Annotated in this window: 17 protein-coding genes; 6 read left to right on the top strand and 11 right to left on the bottom strand. The window is 42.6% G+C overall.

What is annotated here, in order from left to right:
* Positions 1-20: 20 nt before the first annotated feature.
* The 4 genes from MHB83_RS07280 to MHB83_RS07265 form a co-directional block, all read right to left on the bottom strand.
* Positions 21-2207, bottom strand: coding sequence for a DNA topoisomerase III (locus MHB83_RS07280; protein WP_003214040.1), 2187 nt, complete (start codon positions 2205-2207; stop codon positions 21-23).
* 72 nt (positions 2208-2279) lie between these two features.
* Complete coding sequence (locus tag MHB83_RS07275) at positions 2280-3335, bottom strand: tartrate dehydrogenase (RefSeq protein ID WP_342496771.1); 1056 nt, start codon at positions 3333-3335, stop codon at positions 2280-2282.
* Positions 3336-3433: 98 nt separating this feature from the next.
* Positions 3434-4366: a DMT family transporter gene (locus tag MHB83_RS07270; RefSeq protein ID WP_342496770.1), complete on the bottom strand. Its 933-nt coding sequence runs from the start codon at positions 4364-4366 to the stop codon at positions 3434-3436.
* Positions 4356-5183 carry an AraC family transcriptional regulator gene (locus MHB83_RS07265; protein WP_106036163.1) on the bottom strand — a complete coding sequence of 276 codons (828 nt, stop codon included), beginning with the start codon at positions 5181-5183 and terminating at the stop codon, positions 4356-4358. Before MHB83_RS07265 ends, MHB83_RS07270 begins: the two co-directional genes overlap by 11 nt.
* A gap of 154 nt (positions 5184-5337) precedes the next feature.
* Here MHB83_RS07265 and MHB83_RS07260 point away from each other — a divergent pair, with 154 nt between their 5' ends.
* Both MHB83_RS07260 and MHB83_RS07255 read left to right on the top strand, forming a co-directional pair.
* Complete coding sequence (locus MHB83_RS07260) at positions 5338-6012, top strand: GntR family transcriptional regulator (RefSeq protein ID WP_065098821.1); 675 nt, start codon at positions 5338-5340, stop codon at positions 6010-6012.
* Positions 6013-6148: 136 nt separating this feature from the next.
* The gene (locus tag MHB83_RS07255) at positions 6149-6445 is read left to right on the top strand and encodes a DUF3817 domain-containing protein (RefSeq protein WP_003214125.1); all 297 of its coding nucleotides are present in this window, start codon (positions 6149-6151) and stop codon (positions 6443-6445) included.
* Between the two features lie 58 nt (positions 6446-6503).
* On the opposite strand, the gene MHB83_RS07250 is transcribed toward MHB83_RS07255, so the two are convergent.
* Positions 6504-8753, bottom strand: a complete 2250-nt coding sequence (locus MHB83_RS07250) for a hypothetical protein (RefSeq protein WP_342496769.1) — start codon at positions 8751-8753, stop codon at positions 6504-6506.
* Positions 8754-8913: 160 nt separating this feature from the next.
* Between MHB83_RS07250 and MHB83_RS07245 the strand changes: the two genes are divergently transcribed.
* Together MHB83_RS07245 and MHB83_RS07240 are read left to right on the top strand one after the other, a co-directional pair.
* Positions 8914-9132, top strand: coding sequence for a hypothetical protein (locus MHB83_RS07245; RefSeq protein ID WP_251191103.1), 219 nt, complete (start codon positions 8914-8916; stop codon positions 9130-9132).
* 13 nt (positions 9133-9145) lie between these two features.
* Positions 9146-9328, top strand: a complete 183-nt coding sequence (locus MHB83_RS07240; protein ID WP_003214089.1) for a hypothetical protein — start codon at positions 9146-9148, stop codon at positions 9326-9328.
* Between the two features lie 480 nt (positions 9329-9808).
* Here the strand turns inward: MHB83_RS07240 and MHB83_RS07235 are convergent, their stop codons facing one another.
* Both MHB83_RS07235 and MHB83_RS07230 read right to left on the bottom strand, forming a co-directional pair.
* Complete coding sequence (locus MHB83_RS07235) at positions 9809-10231, bottom strand: pyridoxamine 5'-phosphate oxidase family protein (RefSeq protein ID WP_003213986.1); 423 nt, start codon at positions 10229-10231, stop codon at positions 9809-9811.
* 290 nt (positions 10232-10521) lie between these two features.
* Complete coding sequence (locus tag MHB83_RS07230; RefSeq protein ID WP_212046389.1) at positions 10522-11391, bottom strand: SDR family oxidoreductase; 870 nt, start codon at positions 11389-11391, stop codon at positions 10522-10524.
* Between the two features lie 155 nt (positions 11392-11546).
* On the opposite strand from MHB83_RS07230, the gene MHB83_RS07225 reads away from it, so the two are divergent.
* Positions 11547-12158, top strand: coding sequence for a class I SAM-dependent methyltransferase (locus MHB83_RS07225; protein ID WP_342496768.1), 612 nt, complete (start codon positions 11547-11549; stop codon positions 12156-12158).
* Between the two features lie 218 nt (positions 12159-12376).
* On the opposite strand, the gene MHB83_RS07220 is transcribed toward MHB83_RS07225, so the two are convergent.
* The 3 genes from MHB83_RS07220 to MHB83_RS07210 all read right to left on the bottom strand — a co-directional run bounded on the left by MHB83_RS07220 (position 12377) and on the right by MHB83_RS07210 (position 16399).
* The gene (locus tag MHB83_RS07220; protein ID WP_342496767.1) at positions 12377-14464 is read right to left on the bottom strand and encodes a BglG family transcription antiterminator; all 2088 of its coding nucleotides are present in this window, start codon (positions 14462-14464) and stop codon (positions 12377-12379) included.
* A gap of 130 nt (positions 14465-14594) precedes the next feature.
* Complete coding sequence (locus MHB83_RS07215; RefSeq protein WP_342496766.1) at positions 14595-15677, bottom strand: C45 family peptidase; 1083 nt, start codon at positions 15675-15677, stop codon at positions 14595-14597.
* Positions 15678-15766: 89 nt separating this feature from the next.
* Positions 15767-16399, bottom strand: a complete 633-nt coding sequence (locus tag MHB83_RS07210; protein WP_340865538.1) for a GDSL-type esterase/lipase family protein — start codon at positions 16397-16399, stop codon at positions 15767-15769.
* A gap of 401 nt (positions 16400-16800) precedes the next feature.
* Between MHB83_RS07210 and MHB83_RS07205 the strand changes: the two genes are divergently transcribed.
* A complete protein-coding gene (locus MHB83_RS07205) occupies positions 16801-17436 on the top strand; it encodes an FMN-dependent NADH-azoreductase (protein WP_003214444.1) in 636 nt (211 codons plus the stop codon).
* 45 nt (positions 17437-17481) lie between these two features.
* Here MHB83_RS07205 and MHB83_RS07200 read toward each other — a convergent pair whose 3' ends face one another.
* Positions 17482-18243 (bottom strand): IclR family transcriptional regulator, encoded by a 762-nt coding sequence (locus MHB83_RS07200; RefSeq protein ID WP_050945516.1) that lies wholly within the window; start codon positions 18241-18243, stop codon positions 17482-17484.
* Positions 18244-18256: the final 13 nt, after the last annotated feature.

Below are 18256 nucleotides of genomic sequence, written 5' to 3'. Positions count from 1 at the left end.
CCGCACGGGTTTTTATAGAACTATTGATCTAATTTTAACTTCTTTAATTGTTCAGCTAGTGCGTTATTAATTGGTTCTTCCACTTTCTTTTGTTTCTTCATATATTTAGACACATCGTGCTTACTGGCTTTCTTTTGATTGGATTGAGATTTGCGTTTTTCGAAGACAGACAGTTTTTCTCTATGGCCGCATACACAAGCAAAGATTTTGCCATCGCCTTCTCCGCGCAGCTCGAGCTTTTTATGACAGTTCGGGCAGCGTGCGTTTGTTTTCTTCGCCACATTTTTACGATGGCCGCATTCTCGGTCCTGGCAAACGAGCATCGTGCCATGTTTTCCATTCACTTTCAGCATGAGTTTACCGCAGTCTGGACAATGGGTGCCAGTGACATTGTCATGCTTAAAGGTCTGGTTCGTCTGTTTGATTTCAGATACAGCTTGTTTGGCATATGACTTCATTTCACTCATGAATTGAGAAGCTTTCAATTGCCCTTTGGCGATTTTAGAAAGCTTTTGTTCCCATTCCGCTGTTAATGCAGGAGACTTTAAGTCCTCAGGCACTAACGAGAGCAGCTGCTTCCCTTTCGATGTGATGAAAATGTCTTTGCCCTTTTTCTCGATTAAGAAGCTATTGAACAGCTTTTCAATAATATCGGCTCTTGTTGCTACTGTTCCTAGTCCACCTGTTTCACCAAGGGTTTTCACTAAGTCCTTTTCCTCGTTCTGCATAAATGCCGCTGGGTTTTCCATAGCAGATAATAGGGTCGCTTCATTAAAACGTGCAGGAGGCTTCGTTTCTCCTCTTGTCTCTTTCAGCTGTCGTACATCTAGTGACTGTCCTTCTGAAAGCAGCGGCAAATGTTGATCTGCCTCGGCTGATTCCTCTTCTTCATATGAGTCATCGTACACGGCTTTCCAGCCAGCTGCTTGCACGGTTTTCCCTTTTGCTGTGAACGTTTCACTGCCTATTTTGGTGATGACCGTTGTTTCCTCATACTCGAAAGGATTCATGAGTACCGCAAGGAAACGTTTGGCAATGAGGTCATATAATTTACGCTCTTTATCGCTTAATACTCCTGGGTACAGCTCTTCCTCGGTTGGAATAATCGCATGGTGATCTGACACTTTGGCATCATTGACGAAGCCTTTGTGCGCTTTCACACCTGATTGTAAAATCCGGTTCACATGCTGGGCGTACGGTCTGACGTTCATTCCTTTTAAACGATCTTTCAATGTAGGAACGATATCCGCTGAAATAAATCGTGAATCTGTACGTGGATATGTTACGAGCTTATGCTGCTCATACAATCGCTGAAGCGTAGATAATGTTTCTTTGGCTGAAAAACCATAGCGTTTATGTGCATCACGCTGCAATTCAGTCAGATCGTACAGTCCCGGCGCGAAAGCTTTTTTCGCTGTTTTTTTCAACGCATCAACCACTGCTGGTTTTCCTTCGCAGGCTGTCAAGCGTTCTTTGATCACACTCTCTTGGAATGTCCGGTTTTGCTTTGTTTTGGCATCCTGCCATGTCAAAGTCAGTCCATCTACTTGTGCAGTCAATCCATAGAACGGCTTCGGCTGAAATTGCTGAATGTCTTCTTCTCGTTTGGCGATCATGGCGATCGTTGGTGTTTGCACCCGTCCGCAGGAAAGCTGTGCATTGAACTTCGTTGTCAGCGCTCTTGTTGCGTTGATGCCGACAATCCAGTCTGCCTCTGCGCGTGCAACGGCTGAGCGATACAGGTTATCGTATTCTTTGCCGTCTTTTAATCGTTTGAAGCCTTCTTGAATGGCTTTGTCCGTGACAGATGAGATCCATAATCGTTTCAAAGGCTTTTTCACATGCGCTTTTTCAAGAATCCATCGAGCGACAAGCTCCCCTTCACGTCCAGCATCTGTTGCGATGACAATGTCTTTGACATCTTTCCTCGCAAGCTGCGCTTTCACTGCTTGGAATTGTTTGCCTGTTTTTTTCATCACCACAAGCTTAAGCGGTTCGGGAATGATTGGTAAATCCTCTAAACGCCAGGATTGAAATTCTTTTCCGTAGCCTTCTGGATCAGCCAGTGTGACCAAATGGCCAAGCGCCCACGTCACAATGTATTGATCTCCTTCTAAAAAGCCATTTCCTTTTTTATGACACTTCAGTACACGTGCAAGATCACGTCCGACTGAAGGTTTCTCTGCTAATACAACTGTTTTTGACACTAGATTTCACATCTCTTTCTTCTATCCATCCTTTTATTATAGCAGACGTGGAGATGCGGTTCTAATGACGGATTATTTCTTCAATCGTGTGATGATTTCGTTTGTGACTTCTTGCGTTTGATAGGCGCCACCGATGTCTGCCGTTAAAAAGCCATCTCCTGTGACTGATTCGATGGTTTCGAGCAGATGTGTGCCCAGTTCTTCCTCTCCGAAATGATCCAGCATGAGTTTAGCGGTCCAGATTTGACCGATTGGGTTGGCGATTCCTTTTCCCGCAATGTCTGGAGCTGATCCGTGTACAGGCTCAAACATGGATGGGTATTTACCATTTACATTAATGTTGGCGGCAGGCGCTACGCCAATACTTCCCATAATGGCGGCCCCAAGGTCTGTCAAAATATCACCAAACAAATTACTGGCCACAATCACATCGAATTTTTCTGGTCTTGTTACAAAGAAGGCTGAGAGCGCGTCAATGTGCTGCGAGTCTGCTTTCACCTCTGGATAATCCTTTGCTACGTCTTGAAACACTTCATCCCAAAAAGGCATGGTATGAACGATCCCATTCGATTTGGTTGCACTCGTCACATGCTTTCGCCTTTTTTCTGCTAATTGAAAGGCAAAACGCATCGCACGCTCTGTCCCTTTTCTTGAGAACACTGCATTTTGAACAGCAAGCTGATCTTCCCCTTGATACATACGGCCTCCAATTTCACTATATTCACCTTCACCGTTTTCTCTGACAACTAGAAGATCGAAATCCTTTGGCTGAGCAAGCGGTGAGCGAATGCCGCTCAGCTGTTTTGCAGGTCTGATGTTTATCACCTGTTCAAATTCCCGCCTAATCTTAATAAGCAGTCCCCAAAGTGATACGTGATCCGGCACTAAATTGGCATCTCCGACAGCCCCTAAGAAAATGCTGTCAAAGGCTTTCAATTGATGTAATCCATCCTTTGGCATCATCTCGCCATGCTCTAAATAATATTCACAGCTCCACGGAAAATCCTGAAAGGTAAAAGACAGACCGCCATGCACTTCTGATACCGCTTTCAATACTCGTATGGCTTCAGGTACAACTTCCTTCCCAACCCCGTCACCTGGTATCGCCGCAATTGAAACATGCTTCATTTATTTCTCCCCCTTTATTGTCGGTCGACCGTCGACCGTTTAAGTTTGAGTTTACTAGAGAGTGCATGTTCTTTCAATGGATAAAGGCGCTTTTTTGATCAAAGCGCCTGTTTATCCTGCAAAAGCATCGAGAGTTTCTCCTTCTTCCTCTTCGTACCTTTTTTATCTGAAAGCAGCAGTCCGCCTAAGGTCAGAGCCGTTCCAAGTACAGACATGAGGGTCAATCTCTCATGAAGAACGATCATTGAAATGACCATCGTAATAATAGGAACGCCATAAATATACACACTCGCTTTCACCACACCGAGTGTTTTCACTGAAAAACTCCATGTGAGAAAACAAATAGCTGATGCGAACAGGCCTAAAAACAATAAGTGAAAGGCAAACGACGGGTTCGTCAATCGCTCCCAGTCTATACGAATTTTAAAGTGCCAGATCAGGGGAAGCATCCAGAGTAAGCCGTAAAAAAAGACACGTCTCGTCACTTGAATGATATGGTATCCATATTGATTGATGATTTTCGATAAAATAGAATAGAAGGCCCAGACAATGGTCGCCGTTAATGCTAGCGCATCACCGATTGGATTCAATTGGAACGTCGTCATTCCATTAAAGCTAATCAGGACAATTCCTGTCATCGCGATGAAAAAGCCTATGAAAAACCGGCGATGCAAAGGCTCATCTTTCAATAAAAAATAAGCCAATAAAAATGAGAAGAATGGTACAACTGAGCTGATGACACCTGCATTCGAAGCAAACGTATAGGTGAGTGCGACATTTTCTAAAAAATAGTATAAGACCACACCACATAACCCTGCGAGCGCAAACATCGCTTCATGCTTTTTACGCTGCACCTTCATAGTGACCGGATAGATCATCATCAGAGCGAGATATCCAATAAAAAAGCGGAAAAATAATATTTCTGTTGGAGAAAAAGCCGTTAACAATATTTTGGTTGAGATAAAGGTTGATCCCCATAGAAAAATGGTGAACATGGCCGCTAGATGACCAAGAAGCTGTTTATTTTTCATCTGCTGTTACCTGCTTTGTGAAAATTTGCTGATATTGCCCTGGTGTGAGCCCAATAAATTCTGAAAAGAAATGACTCAAATGACTTTGATCAGAAAAACCGGTGGAGACTGCCGCATCTACAGGCTTCACTCCTTTGGCGAGAAGCTCCTTCGCATAATTCACTCTCACTGTTTGTAAATAACGATACGGCGTGATCCCTCTGTACTTTGTAAAAGCGCGCAGAAGTGAGTATTTATTCATGGAGACAAGCTCTCCTAAGTCGTCTAACGATATATTTTCCGTAAGGTGTGTTTCAATATATTGCTGTACGTCTTGGACTTTTTGTTCGGCGGCATGTACTACTGACGCTTTTTCCTCTGATGTATCAGCGTAGGCTTCAATCAGCTGCTTCATAAAGAAATAGAACGTTTCCTGTTTATTCAAAGCTGGGGCTTCTTCTGTCATCATTTGATGAAGATCATATAACGGCTTTGTCAGTTCACTTTGTGAAAACACAGGAGCTTTAAAATGCGGCTTGTGCTGAAACATCTTCTCTATCACATCTGCTTCAATATTTAAACAACGATAATCTAGTGTACTGTGATCAATCTGCTCGCATGCATGATTGTCATATGGATTGAAAAGAAGAATGTCTCCCTTTTCAATGATGTATTCTTTATTTTGGCAGATCAAACGTCTTTGACCATCCTCAATAAATCCAATCACATAGTATGTATGAAAATGATTCGGGAACTTTTGCATGATGCCATGAAAGCGATACGCCTCTATTTGCAAGTCCTGATCAAAATGTACCGTTCGTTCCTCTTGTGTTTTCATGTCGATCACCTCTTTCACTGAACTGATCATCAGTGTAGCACACCCTTTTTCTCTTGAATTGTACGATATTGACTTTTCCGATGCAGGCTTGCCTAGAGGGAAAAACTTGGATAACATGAGACAAAAGATGATGTGTAAATGAGGGAATGACAGGATGAATTCATTCGAGATGGAAAGACCAGCACCATACCATATGCAATTTTATGAACAGCTGAAGCAAATGATATTTGATGGACAGTTTCAGCCAGGGGAACGCATCAATGAGACACAGCTTGCCAAACAATTTGGTGTAAGCCGATCACCAGTGAGAGAGGCAATGAGACTTTTAGAAAAAGATGAGCTCTTGATCGCTGATCATCGGTCAGGCTACTCTGTCTATACGTTAACGGAAAAAGATGTCGAGGAGCTTTATCAAATTCGGATCGCCCTAGAAACGCTTGCTGTTGAGCTTGCATGCAAGGAAGCCGCGCAAAGAGAGCTGGAGGAAATTGGGCATGTTCTCACGCAGGCAGACGAAGCAATCAAGCAGCAGCTGGCATCTAAAGACATCGTCCAGTTACATGAAGCCTTTCATCAAAAAATCATTCTAGCGAGTCACAATCACCGCTTATGTAAACAATTGAATCATGTGAATGCACTCATTCATTTTTGCCGCATCTTTCATTTTAGCGGCGGGGCGCGTGCTGAGACGATTCAAACAGAGCATGCTGCCATTTATTCTGAAATGAAAGAGCGCCGCTCCACAGAAGCCGTTCAAGCGATGACGAATCATTTGTTACATGATGTGATGCACTTAAAGCAAGTACTCTCTGAAACAAACACGGATTAAGTGATTTTTCCTTTTTCCCATTTTTTAAGCATTACATGAACATATTTTGAATTTTTCGTAGATTTTAGCATGTCCAGACGATCTTTCGTTTATATTAGAAGATGAGAAACTAGCTTTTATACAGGAGGATTTGTTTATGCATACAAGTATTAGCCGTCTTCGAAAGGCGGGTTTTATTGAGGGTATGTCTCTTTTAACCCTTCTTTTAATTGCCATGCCTCTGAAATATTTTGCGGATATTCCGATGGCAGTCACCATTGTAGGCTCTCTTCATGGCGCATTGTTTGTCATCTATATGCTGATTTTGGCATATGTGACCTTTAAAGTTCGCTGGCATTTGAAATGGTCGATCGCTGGTTTTTTTGCGGCGTTCATTCCTTTCGGCAACTTCGCCTATGATAAGGTGCTCCGCCAGTATGATACAAAAGCTTAATCAAAAAGGGCTAAAACGAAATTCGTTTTAGCCCTTTTTCTACACACTGAATTATTTTTTAAATCGAGGCATATTTCACTATGGCTGCTTGACGCGTCATTTCGTGATATGCCACCCATAATTCATCACCCGGCAGTACGCTAGTGATTGGATCGATTGGCTGTTTCACTTCATACATCATGCCATCTCGCTCAATCTGAATGATCGCTAGCGGCTGGTTGCCGATGACACCAGCAAATGCGACATGGGTCACTTTTGCACTTCCTTGTTTCTCTTGCATGAGACTGATTTCTTTATCCAGCTCTTCTTGTTTTGTCTGCATCGTGATTTGAGTTCCTGGCGCGACCTCCATATGATCAGGGATGAATTGACTGACCGTTTTTGTGATGGACTGATCTCCGCTAGAAACCGTCACATCTAGCATGATCGGCTTCTGACCATGAATCGTGACTGGATATTGCTTCACCCGCTGGATGGTTCCTGTTAATGTCGCGTCTTTCCCCGATCGATTCCGCACTTCATGGCCATAGGCTGCCATTTTCAACTGACCGCTAATGTCGACGAGGTCGGCTTTTTCTCCTGTTCTAAATTCAAAACCAGCGGCTTGAATCATCGGAATGGTATACCTTTCCTGATCTGCTTCAAATGTAAGCGATAAGACCGTGCCTCGTCCTACGGTTCCATATGATTCTATATTTCTTAAAACAGCGCCTTTGATGAACTTTGGCTCACTTGTCTGTGAGAAGTCCCCCTCTTTTAAGAGCATCGCCTTTTTCTTCTTCGGATTGTAGAGAATGGCGATACGCTGACCCGGCTGCGGTATTTGGGTGTAGGATACAACCGTTTTAGCTGCCTTCTCGATATTTTCCCCATCATATTGAAATTGCAGCTGCATTTTGACAAGCGGCTGTTCGTTGATGTAGGTACCCGTTTCTTTGACAGATACAATATTGGCTTCTAATGTGACACTGTCTTTCATCTTGTTCTTTCTCACCAGTCTCAAAATCGGCGGCAGGAAGATGGCTAGCACAAATAACAGCAGTGGAATAAACAGCCATATCGCCCAGTTAAGAATGAGCGGTCCGCCTTTCATGACATATTGCATAAAGGTGTCAACAGACGTTTGGTGAGCAGGACTGGCGTTTTCGATTGAGATCATTTTTTTCAAAGGAAATTCCTTTAGCTCTTTGCTCTTCGTCTCAAATGCACCCGTTAATTGATTGTCGATTGAATAATAGATCCAATCGCTTTTCACATTTTTATTGAAAGAGAGTCCTTCTCTTTGTAACGTTTCATATAAAAACGACTGCAAAAGCTTGCTGACGGACGTTGTCTTATTCGTGCGGTGGTTATAAATATAACCAGTCAGCTTGCCTTTTGCTTCGTCCTTTGCTGTAGAGCCTGCAAGAAGAACTTCTTCCTCATTAAGCTGGTAGATAAGGGTTTGATAAATCGGTTTTGGTGTTGGGACGACTTCCCCAAGCCTTCCCTCTGCATTCACTTTCCTTGGTCTTTTTGGATAGTTAGATTCGACAGCGACTGCAAAGTTTTGGGATGTTCCGATCGTTTTTTCCAGCTGCTGCTCCACTTTATCTTCAATGAGGCTAAACGGTTCAGCGTTTTTGGAGACATAGACCCCAAGCTGATTCTTATCGTTTGAGACTCCGCTGACATATGCCTTCTGGTCATTTTTCAAAGTCAATTCAAATATAGGAATAGGCGTCTGTCCTCTAAAGGAATTCATGACAACATCCATAGAGACTGGCCTTGCTGGCAGCTTTAGCTCGCTTAGATTGTGCACATGAAACTGACCATCCTTTAGCTCACCAAGGACTGCAGCGGCGCCTTCCATTTCTCCTGTAAACACAAGCCGTCCATTCCATTGATATGTATTCGTTTTTAAAAACGAGGGTATCTGTAGATTTTGCTTAACGAGCTCTTTCTTTTCTCCGCTTGGCGTTAGTTTCTCGATCAACAGCTGCCCGTCTTTATTTTTTAAAGCAAGTAAGAGATTGTTACCTTGAATGGATGGCAGCATTTCATTAAACGAATCGCTTGCTGTCGTCCATTCACTGATTCTTTTTCCTGATTGAGGATCATACATTCCAAAATGGAGCTGCTGGTCTTTTGATACAGCACTCACCACTCGTTTTCCTTCATCAAATGTAAATATTCGTTTGACGTCATATTCCGTCACTTTCCCTGCTGACAAATCATCTTGGTAATGGTTCCACACCAAGACACTAAGAATGATCGCTGGAATAAAGAAGACAATATATCTGAGAAAAATCACTGGTATTCTTTTCACTTGATCGCTTCCTTTCATGAGGTTCCTTTATCTTATACGTCAGTGCAACGAGAATGTTTCATGCTAGAAGAATACCATTCCAGCCTTTAAGTTCCATATTTTACAAACTTGGTAGTTTGCGATAAAATCTAATCAGATTCGAAAAAAGGATGTTATCACAATGAGTAAGCTATCATCGATCATTCTAGCGGCTTGGCTGCGTGTTCCCCGTTGGTTCAAGCAATGGGTGCTCGTATCCATTTCCATTTTCTTTTTTTATATGTGTTTTGTAAAGGGGCTGACTAGCTGGCATACCTTGCCGCCCATCACTTTACTATCATGTGTCATCGGTTCTTTCTTCATTTGGCTGTTATGGCTAAAAGGTCAAAAAAATAAGTGAAAGGGGGAAAATCATGAAAGAATCCATTAGTTATTTTGCTATCTCTTTTGTTCTGCAATTGGTTTGGTTTGGCATTGTGCACCCAAATAGAGGCGTGACACTCTTGGACATGTTCATTTTTTCTATTTTGTTTGCGGTGATGTTCTTTTTTATTCAGAAGATTTGGCGTTATCAGAAGAAAGGAAGAAGTGAGTGATCATGAAATGAATCCAATGAAAAAGGCTGCCAAATAGATGGCAGCCTTTTTCTTGCTTTTTTCATGCAAATAAATAATCAATGTGTGATCTCCGTTACGGAGTGTATGAATTAAGATTCGATCATATCAGTGTGTCATATGTGTTCCGAGTGAACCTACGTTTGAAAGTAAACGCCATGGAAGTTCTGGATAACAAGACAACGAAAGCCCTACCTCTCATTCGTCCTTACGGCTCCGAAGCCGTGCCAGTGTGAATTGTAAATCAAAACGTCTTTTTTCCACTCTTCCGCTTTTATAGGGGGCGGGTGCAGAAGGAAAAGAATAAGTTTGTTCGCTTTGACAGCGTCTCGTTCTTATCTAGTAGAAGCTCTATTGCTTCTCATTATGTCATAGAAAAAAGAAAGTTTACTTTCTTTATTTATTTGCTTATTTCAACACTTAATATAAAACTATAACACATCCCCCCATCTTACGCAAGTGTTAAAGTGATAATTCAGCTGGAGTACGGTTTCCTTCATTCATGTAACGAATAGATGTTGGATCAATCTTCAGAATCACTAGGTTCGGATCATCTTTTCCTTTAAACCATTTCTCCATCTCCTCAGACCAAAGGCGGTCGATCAGTTCTGGATCATCGGTTAATGTGGCGGTACCTGCGATTTCTGCATACGTGTCACCGAATCCTTCACCTGAATAACCAATGAGAATATGGACATTCGGGTTTTTTTCAATTTCGTCTGCTTTATGTGTTTCTTTGCTCGTTGGTGTATATAATGTCAGTCCCTCATGGAAAAAAGTCATGTAGCGGGTATGCGGCTTATCCTGTTCAACGGTCGCCAGTGTTCCGACCTTTTGTTCATCTAATAGATTGAGTACCTTTTGTTTTAATTCTTCTTGTGACATATCGTTTCACTCCTTCAAATTTCATCCGTACTCTTAGGTTTCCACGACAATCCATTCATTAAACAAAGAAATGTGTTTTTCATAAAAAGAGATCTTCTGGCTGATGCTATAGAAAACAGGCTCAATGAAGGGAGAAGTTGAACATGCATCATGAAACGATGTTCCATTTAAGTTCACTTGTCATTGCGGCAGTTGTTGTGGGCATTATCGTATGGTCTGTCTCATCTGTGCAGAAAAATCGCAAGAAATACTAAACACACCGCCCAATCAGGTGGGCGGTGCGCTATTGATCATGTATTCATAAAGGAACCACCGTTGACGTGAAGTGTTTGTCCTGTCATATAAGACGATTCGTCAGAAGCAAGCAGCACATAGCAGCCGACATGCTCTACAGGCTGTCCTGGTCTTCCCATTGGGGTTTCTGCCCCGAAGCTTTCCACACGATCCTCATCAAATGTAGATGGAATGAGCGGCGTCCAAATTGGACCTGGCGCTACACCGTTCACCCGAATCCCATCCTTCACAAGCGACTGAGCCATAGAACGCGTAAAGCCATTGATGGCGCCTTTTGTCGCCGTATAATCAATCAGCACTTTGTTGCCTCGATATGGGTTAATGGATGTTGTATTAATAATTGTACTTCCTGGTTTTAAGTAATCCAGTGCTTTCTTCGTAAAATAAAAATAGGAATAGAAGTTGGTTCTAAAGGTTTGGTGAAGCTGTTCACTAGATATATCCTGAATCCGTTCTTTCGGATGCTGTTCAGCCGCATTATTCACTAAAATATCTAATTGCCCAAAGGCTTCAACTGTTTTTTCTACCGCTTTCTCGCAAAAGACTTCGTCACCGACATCTCCTGCAATCGTTAAACATTTGACGCCTTCCTGTTCTACGCGCTTTTGCGTATCCTTTGCATCCTCATGTTCATTTAAGTACACAATGGCGACGTGTGCCCCTTCTTTTGCATAGGCAACAGATACAGCACGTCCAATTCCACTATCTCCGCCTGTAATCAGTGCGACTTTCCCTTTGAGCTTGCCAGACCCTTGATATGATTCATCCTCAAAGATCGGCGCAGGATTCATTTCCCTTTCACTGCCTGGCTGCTGATCCTGTGTTTGGCGCGGAATGCCATTTGTTAAATATTCACGTAAATCCATGTGTAAGCTCCTCCTTGATTTGTTGATGTATCCTTTCATTACCACCTCACTTTTTCACTCAAACATCCCGGTGCGGCACAGATGCGTTTTGAAAAACGGCATGTTTCAAGATGGATAAAATCGGTTACTAGATCATTAAAAAGGAGCGTTCTCACATGCTGTCAACCATTTCGAAAACCTTTAGCAAACCAAAAGGCTGGCTCGGAAGCATTGCAGGTTTCATTATGGCAAATGAAAATAAAGCACTGAATCAGTGGGCGATCCAACATTTAGATTTGTCAGATGGTGAAAACATTTTGGAAATCGGCTATGGACCCGGCTACAGCATCAAGCATATGCTTAAGCATTATGAAGGTCTCCATATAGATGGACTAGATGCTTCCTCCACCATGCAGGAGCAAGCAAAATCCCGCGTCAGCAAACGGTCAAAAGACAAACAAGTCCGGCTGTATGTAGGAAAAATCGAGAAAACACGTTTGCCGGGAGAGCAGTATGACAAAGTACTGTCTGTGAACAACTTTACGATTTGGGATGATCCAAAGACTGGCCTACTCAACCTTTATCACACGTTGAAACCCGGCGGAAAACTCGTCATTGTGATGCAGCCAAGAGAAAAAGGTGCTGATGCGAGCCGGACAAAAGAGATGGGTGAAAACATATTGAATGATTTACAGTTTGCGGGGTTTGACCATTTTTCTGTTGAGTATGAGGAAATTCGTCCAACGCTTGCTATCTGTGTCACAGCCAAAAAGCCGAGAAGCGAATAAGCTCTCGGCCCAGCGTGTAGACAAACCCTCGCATTCTTTGTCAGGTCTGCGCTTCGGTGCTCACGAATGTCAAATTCGCTTCGCTCCGGTGCTCGCCCTTCCTAGACTGCAAAGGTTTTCTATCACGCTGAAAAGAAGACAAAGGGCTAAAATAAAAATCATTTTAGCCCTTTGTCTACAATCTGAACCGAGAAGCGAATAAGCTCTCGGCTTTTTTCTTACCACTTTGCCTCTTTGACAAATTGATAGAACAGCTGATGCAATTTCTGTTCAATGTCTTCCTTTAACCCATGACCATAAAGCGTCATGCTTTCCTCACTTTCAATGATGGATGAACTGATCAGACTAAACATTTCTGACCCTTCCTTGCCTAGCTCTAGCGGCGCCAGCATCATGAGCATTCGTGACATCTGCTGCTGCCCGCCGTCCATGCTTTTGACCTCGTATGCCTGATCAAGATCATAAATATGAAAGATGGGTTCCTTGATGAACGTATGCTTTAAATGAAAAAGAGCAAATTCTGTACCAGGAATCCCTAAACCACCTTGCTGTTCACGTTCTAGTAAACCACTTGCTACCTCATCCGCATGTGTGATAAATCCTTCCTCTTCAAGCTGACGAAGCAGCTGACTGATTGTTGCCTCATGCTGCGGCATCGCCTTTCTATTGTCGATGGTGAAATGGGACAAGATGCTGCGAATCACAGACATGTAATTCGTCACCTGCTCTGCAACCGCTATCATATTAATGGATTCTTGTACCGGTTCTTTGGCAGCTTCTTTCATCCTTTTTTTCTCGATCATATAAGGAATCTTTCGTTTAATATGAGCCTTCACACGCATAGCATCATCCTCGTTTAAGAGCGGACTGACCATGATGTAATCGATATGCTCATATGGGATAGGGACGGTCGAGACAATCATGTCATAGCTTGATGCATCGATTTCTTTTAGTTCCATCAAGGAAGACAGATCGAATTCGGCGATCTCTGGCAATTCTTTTTTTAACCGAGATGCGAGCATTTTAGAGGAACCGATCCCGCTTGAGCACACGACCAATGCATGAATGTTCGTTTCTTCTTTTTTGATCTCAAGCACTGAGCCAAAGTGAAGCACAATAAAGGCGATTTCATCCTCAGGAAATTCGATCTCTGGAAAGAAACGTTCGACTCCTTCTTCAATCGCCATGAAAAGTAAAAAGTAGTCCTTTTTAATTTGTTGTGTAAGTGGATTGTAGATTCTCATCTTTTCCTTTAAACGGTTCATGGCAGGTTCAAGATGAGAAACGAGTCCCTCATACAATGAATCATTCTCATTTAAATGGTAGCCGGTTTTATTTGAAATAAAATCAATGAGCTTCTTCGTTCTAATCGCGATATCCAGTTCGATTTCATCAATACGGTATTCTGCCCCAAAGCTGCGGTTTGCACTGCGCAGATGGATGGTCATATATCCGACCTCTGCTTCAGGGATTTCGACATTAAACATGCGTTCAAGTGCTCTTGCGATTCGCAGTGATGATTCAAATTCTTTCGTCCGCTTTAGTTCAAGCAGCTCTTCCTCTTCCATTCGAATGGTTTCGCCAAGCTGAATCCGTTCGATAGCATAGGTTAAGTGAACAACAAGCGCAATATAGGCACTATCAGATAAAGAGAGTGACAGTCGATTTTTCAAATGAAAGAGAAGTCTTTCTACCTTGAGCAGCTGCCCTCTGCTGACAACGCCAAACACTTTTTCCGTCGCTTTCGTTCGTTGCTTGATATTCATTTCAATCGTTTCTAAAAATAATTGAATATCAAGCCGGTCGACAATGAGGTTGCCGACAATCTTTCGTTTTGCTTCCTCCGGTCCTTTTAATTCAATGCCATACCCGCGTTTTCGGATCAGCTGCAAATCGTATGGCGCGATCCACTCCGTCAGTTCATCTAAGTCATAGCTGATCGTCGCATTTGTGACCTGCAAATCGGAAGCGAGTGTATATAATTTCACCGGTTCCTTTGCTTCAAGCAGCGCACATAATATTAAGAGCTTCCGTTCATCAGAGCTATATTCAATTTGATCCTCATTTGACATATGAGCAAGAAGCCGCTGTTTATCCTCCTGTTCACCGACTGCCTTCAAGCCTTTCCCCGGCTGTTTATCTAGTGAAAGATCATAATTCTTTAATATGAGTTTAATCGATTTTAGTTCTCTATGAATCGTTCTTGTACTCACCTGAACAGAATCGGCTATCTCACGAATCGTGACATAACGATTTTGCTGAATGATGTATTTGATGATCTTCTGTTCTCGTGCCGTTATGTACATGAAATGCCTCCTTCTGCAAAAATAGGTCTATTGTCGTACCCTAATATAAAACGCTTTCAACAAAAGATGCAATCTTAAGTTGATCTGACTTTGGCACATCAGCTGTGACAAAATTAAATACAACGTCTGATCATACATTTCTCCAAAATGACGGTCCATAATCCTTTTGATGAAATTGAACCTTTTGTTCATGAAAAGGCAGTGAACCCCCAGCTTTTAAAGAATACGTCGGATTGTATATTGGAGAGCCAAAGCAATAATCCATTGTTCCTTCTTCCGGACGGAAGATGACGGTTCGCATTGTTCCAAACAGCTCCTCATAATTGTGCACAGCCAGACCATCAGGATATTCTGTCTGAAACAGCTTAACAAGAGAATCACTTGTTTGTTGTTCTTTTAATGCCTCTATTAGCATGTCATATCTGACAACAGAATGATGTTTCGTCACCCCTTTTGCTGTTTGATCAGCAATTGGATGATTTGTGGCTGCAATATAACCTTCCTCCGGTCTTCTCACCATTTTACGGCCATCAATGATTTCAATCACAGCCGCTTCTCCTTTTCGATCGGCAAGCATGAGGTGGACATTTGAGGCAACGGGCATTTCCTGAATAGAGCGAATGGCTTCCTCAACCGTTCTACAGTTTTCCAGAACAGATCGAATCACATGATACACTTGCAAGCCGGCAACTGCTGGAGGCTTTAAACCGGGTTCATTTCCAACCGGCGGACCACATGCAGAGAATGTGACAGAAAGACCATGCTCATTCATCCCATCAGATCTGCCAAACAAAAGCAGCGACGAGCCTGTATGATATGCCAAGCCCTTCACATGTGTCGTCACAAGACGCATATCATCAAATATCGGAGAGAAATCATAGTTACGCAGCATGACCGTTTGTTGACCTGCCGCCATATTCCCCTGCCTCACGCAGTGGGAACAGCCTGGCTGTAGATGAGATGAATAGAAAAAGGTCAAATAGCGCTCATCTAATTGCAGTTCATCACAAAATCCAGCAATCTCTTCTTCTAACTGAGGAAGATAAGGGCGCATCAGCTGCTTCGTTTCTTTCACAGCCTCTTTTGCAAGCGGTTCTGTTCGAATGTATTGTGTCTGTAGCCATTGCTTTTTCTTCATCCAGACAGCCTGCTGTTTTCCCACTTCATAAGCGGTTCCTGTCATTTCTTGAAAATATGCACTGATTTCCTCCATGCCTGCACACCTCTTTCGCTTTCGTTTCTTTTATCATATCGAAACCCTCCTTCATTTAAAAGGATGAAAAAAACTGCAATCCCAATGGATTACAGCTGTTTACAGGATTGTTGAAACAATGCTTTTGCCATTGCTTCATATCCTTTATGGTTCGGATGAAATTGATCAATCGATAAGTACTCATTTTCATGTCCTTCAAACGCCCGGTACACATCCACAACCTCTACATGCGGATTTGCAGCAAGCGAGCGAAGCTGATGATTGTATTGCTGAAGCCACCGCCCGGCTATAGGTATTTGCGGAAAAGGATTATATAAATTCATGAGATACACGCAATAGGGCTGCTTCTGCCCTCTTTTGATCTGAGCGATTTCTTGAATCATTTTGCTGAAATTTGCTTGGCAATGCAGCGTCGCTTGCAGCAATTTCTTTTCATCTTCACCCTTTTCATACTGCTGAATCGCTTGAACAAGGTCATTCCCACAGCCTGTGATGGTGATGATGTCAGCTGCTGCAATAGCACGCCTCACATCAGATCGTTTGAACAGCTGTAAAATCTGATCTGTTGTTAACCCTGACTTTGCAAATACAGACAGCTCGACTGGCGCACGTGTCTTTTTTTCAAGCATCCACTGATACCGCTCTCCGAAGCCTCCACCAAATAAACGTGCCCCCACTCCAACTGTTAAGGAATCTCCAATCGCAACATAGGATCGTCCCACTCTTATCCCTCACTCTCTCCTGCCTTCTCTTATATATACGAAATCGGAGAACAGATGCTTGTAGCAGATGACTTAGAGGCATTCATTTTTTTCATGAGACGTCTTTACAAACTCTTTACTTGCGAGATCGACTGATTTTTTGTTCAATAAGAATAGGTTGAGATCATGAAATTTGCACCTGCATGCGTTCCAGAAAAATTGACAAACTTTTTATCTTGATTTCGAGACTTTATACCTTGACTTCAAACTACATTGTGATTACAATAAAAATATCAGTTTTTATGTAACTGTGCTTGTTACATCTTTTTCGTAGCATTCCACTATGATTAAAGATGCCACATATTCAGTGTATCTTTGGGATACGCTAAAAAAATCACTGAAACAGAAAGGATTGAATGAACATGGCAAAAGTTTTATACATCACTGCACATCCGCATGATGAAACAGTTTCTTACAGTATGGCTACTGCTAAAGCATTTATCGAATCTTATAAGGAAGCAAATCCAAGTGACGAGGTTGTACATATCGATTTGTACAAAGAAAACATCCCTCACATTGATGCAGATGTATTCGCTGGCTGGGGCAAGCTGCAATCAGGTGCTGGTTTCGATACACTTTCAGCTGAAGAGCAAGCGAAAGTTGCTCGCCTAAACGAATTAAGCGATCAATTCGTTTCTGCTGACAAATATGTATTTGTTTCACCACTTTGGAACTTCTCATTCCCACCAGTTCTTAAAGCATACATCGACTCTGTTGCTGTAGCTGGTAAAACATTCAAATACACGGAGCAAGGTCCTGTTGGATTATTAACAGACAAAAAAGCTCTACACATCCAAGCACGTGGCGGATACTACACTGAAGGTCCTGCTGCTGAACTTGAAGCAGGCCACCGTTACCTTGGTACAATTGCGAGCTTCTTCGGAATTCCTTCTTTCGAAGGTCTTATCGTTGAAGGTCACAATGCTGAACCTGCGAAAGCAGAGCAAATTAAAGCAGATGCAATCGAACGTGCAAAAGCTTTAGGTAAAACTTTCTAATAAACTGAACGCGAAAAGCCAATGATCTTAACGGTCATTGGCTTTTTATTTATCTAGATGAAAGCCTAATTCTCTGGAGATACCGCTCGCGGCTTTTTTGACTTGTTCAATTAAGTATGGAAGACGTTCCTTTTGATAACCTGCTTCAAACCCAGCAATACTAATTCCTGCTGCGACTTCCCCAAGGTGATTGAATATAGGTGCTCCAACCGCAGCTGTATAGTTTTCAAGCTCCGAATAACTTAACGTATACCCCCGCTCATTTGATTCTTCCAGTATGTTTCGAAGAACCTCTTTATCTGTAATGGTTCCGATTCCGATTTTCCCTAGCTCAATCGAATCGATATAGGCGAGTCTCTCGTTCTCTGGCAAAAAGGAGAGAATACTTCTTGCACAAGCACCCGCATATAAAGGAGAGCGCCTGCCGACGGCGGTGTAGAGACGAACAGGCTGCGTCCCTTCAATTTTATCCACGTAAATGGCTTCGTCTCCTTCACGAACGATGAGCTGTACAGCTTCTCCCACTTCATCCCGCAAGCCTTCCATAAATGGTCTTGCAATTCTCCGAATATCAAGGCGATCTGCCACAAGCTGACCGTATTCTAGAAACATCAGTCCTAACCGATAAGCACCTGAATCTTGCTTTTCTAATAACCCCATATCGGTTAAAGAGCTCGCCATGCGGTGCACAGACGTTTTCGGCATGCTGGAAAGCTCGATCATTTCATTTAACGTTAATTGGTCACGAGCGATAAACAGCCGCAAAATCTCCATTGATTTCACGACGGTTTTATTTGTATTTTGCATGGCCATCCCCTTT

Source organism: Bacillus sp. FSL K6-3149 (assembly GCF_038630515.1).
GTDB classification, from domain to species: Bacteria; Bacillota; Bacilli; order Bacillales; family Bacillaceae; genus Bacillus; species Bacillus pumilus.
Note: the sequence above shows the minus strand (reverse complement) of the source record. Positions and strands in the feature narration are given on the sequence as shown.

Coding starts and splice junctions, on each gene's coding strand:
- MHB83_RS07275 (WP_342496771.1), bottom strand. CDS start 3,335: ATGAAGCATGTTTCAATTGCGGCGATACCAGGTGACGGGGTTGGGAAG.
- MHB83_RS07270 (WP_342496770.1), bottom strand. CDS start 4,366: ATGAAAAATAAACAGCTTCTTGGTCATCTAGCGGCCATGTTCACCATT.
- MHB83_RS07265 (WP_106036163.1), bottom strand. CDS start 5,183: ATGAAAACACAAGAGGAACGAACGGTACATTTTGATCAGGACTTGCAA.
- MHB83_RS07260 (WP_065098821.1), top strand. CDS start 5,338: ATGAATTCATTCGAGATGGAAAGACCAGCACCATACCATATGCAATTT.
- MHB83_RS07255 (WP_003214125.1), top strand. CDS start 6,149: ATGCATACAAGTATTAGCCGTCTTCGAAAGGCGGGTTTTATTGAGGGT.
- MHB83_RS07245 (WP_251191103.1), top strand. CDS start 8,914: ATGAGTAAGCTATCATCGATCATTCTAGCGGCTTGGCTGCGTGTTCCC.
- MHB83_RS07240 (WP_003214089.1), top strand. CDS start 9,146: ATGAAAGAATCCATTAGTTATTTTGCTATCTCTTTTGTTCTGCAATTG.
- MHB83_RS07235 (WP_003213986.1), bottom strand. CDS start 10,231: ATGTCACAAGAAGAATTAAAACAAAAGGTACTCAATCTATTAGATGAA.
- MHB83_RS07230 (WP_212046389.1), bottom strand. CDS start 11,391: ATGGATTTACGTGAATATTTAACAAATGGCATTCCGCGCCAAACACAG.
- MHB83_RS07225 (WP_342496768.1), top strand. CDS start 11,547: ATGCTGTCAACCATTTCGAAAACCTTTAGCAAACCAAAAGGCTGGCTC.
- MHB83_RS07220 (WP_342496767.1), bottom strand. CDS start 14,464: ATGTACATAACGGCACGAGAACAGAAGATCATCAAATACATCATTCAG.
- MHB83_RS07215 (WP_342496766.1), bottom strand. CDS start 15,677: ATGGAGGAAATCAGTGCATATTTTCAAGAAATGACAGGAACCGCTTAT.
- MHB83_RS07205 (WP_003214444.1), top strand. CDS start 16,801: ATGGCAAAAGTTTTATACATCACTGCACATCCGCATGATGAAACAGTT.
- MHB83_RS07200 (WP_050945516.1), bottom strand. CDS start 18,243: ATGCAAAATACAAATAAAACCGTCGTGAAATCAATGGAGATTTTGCGG.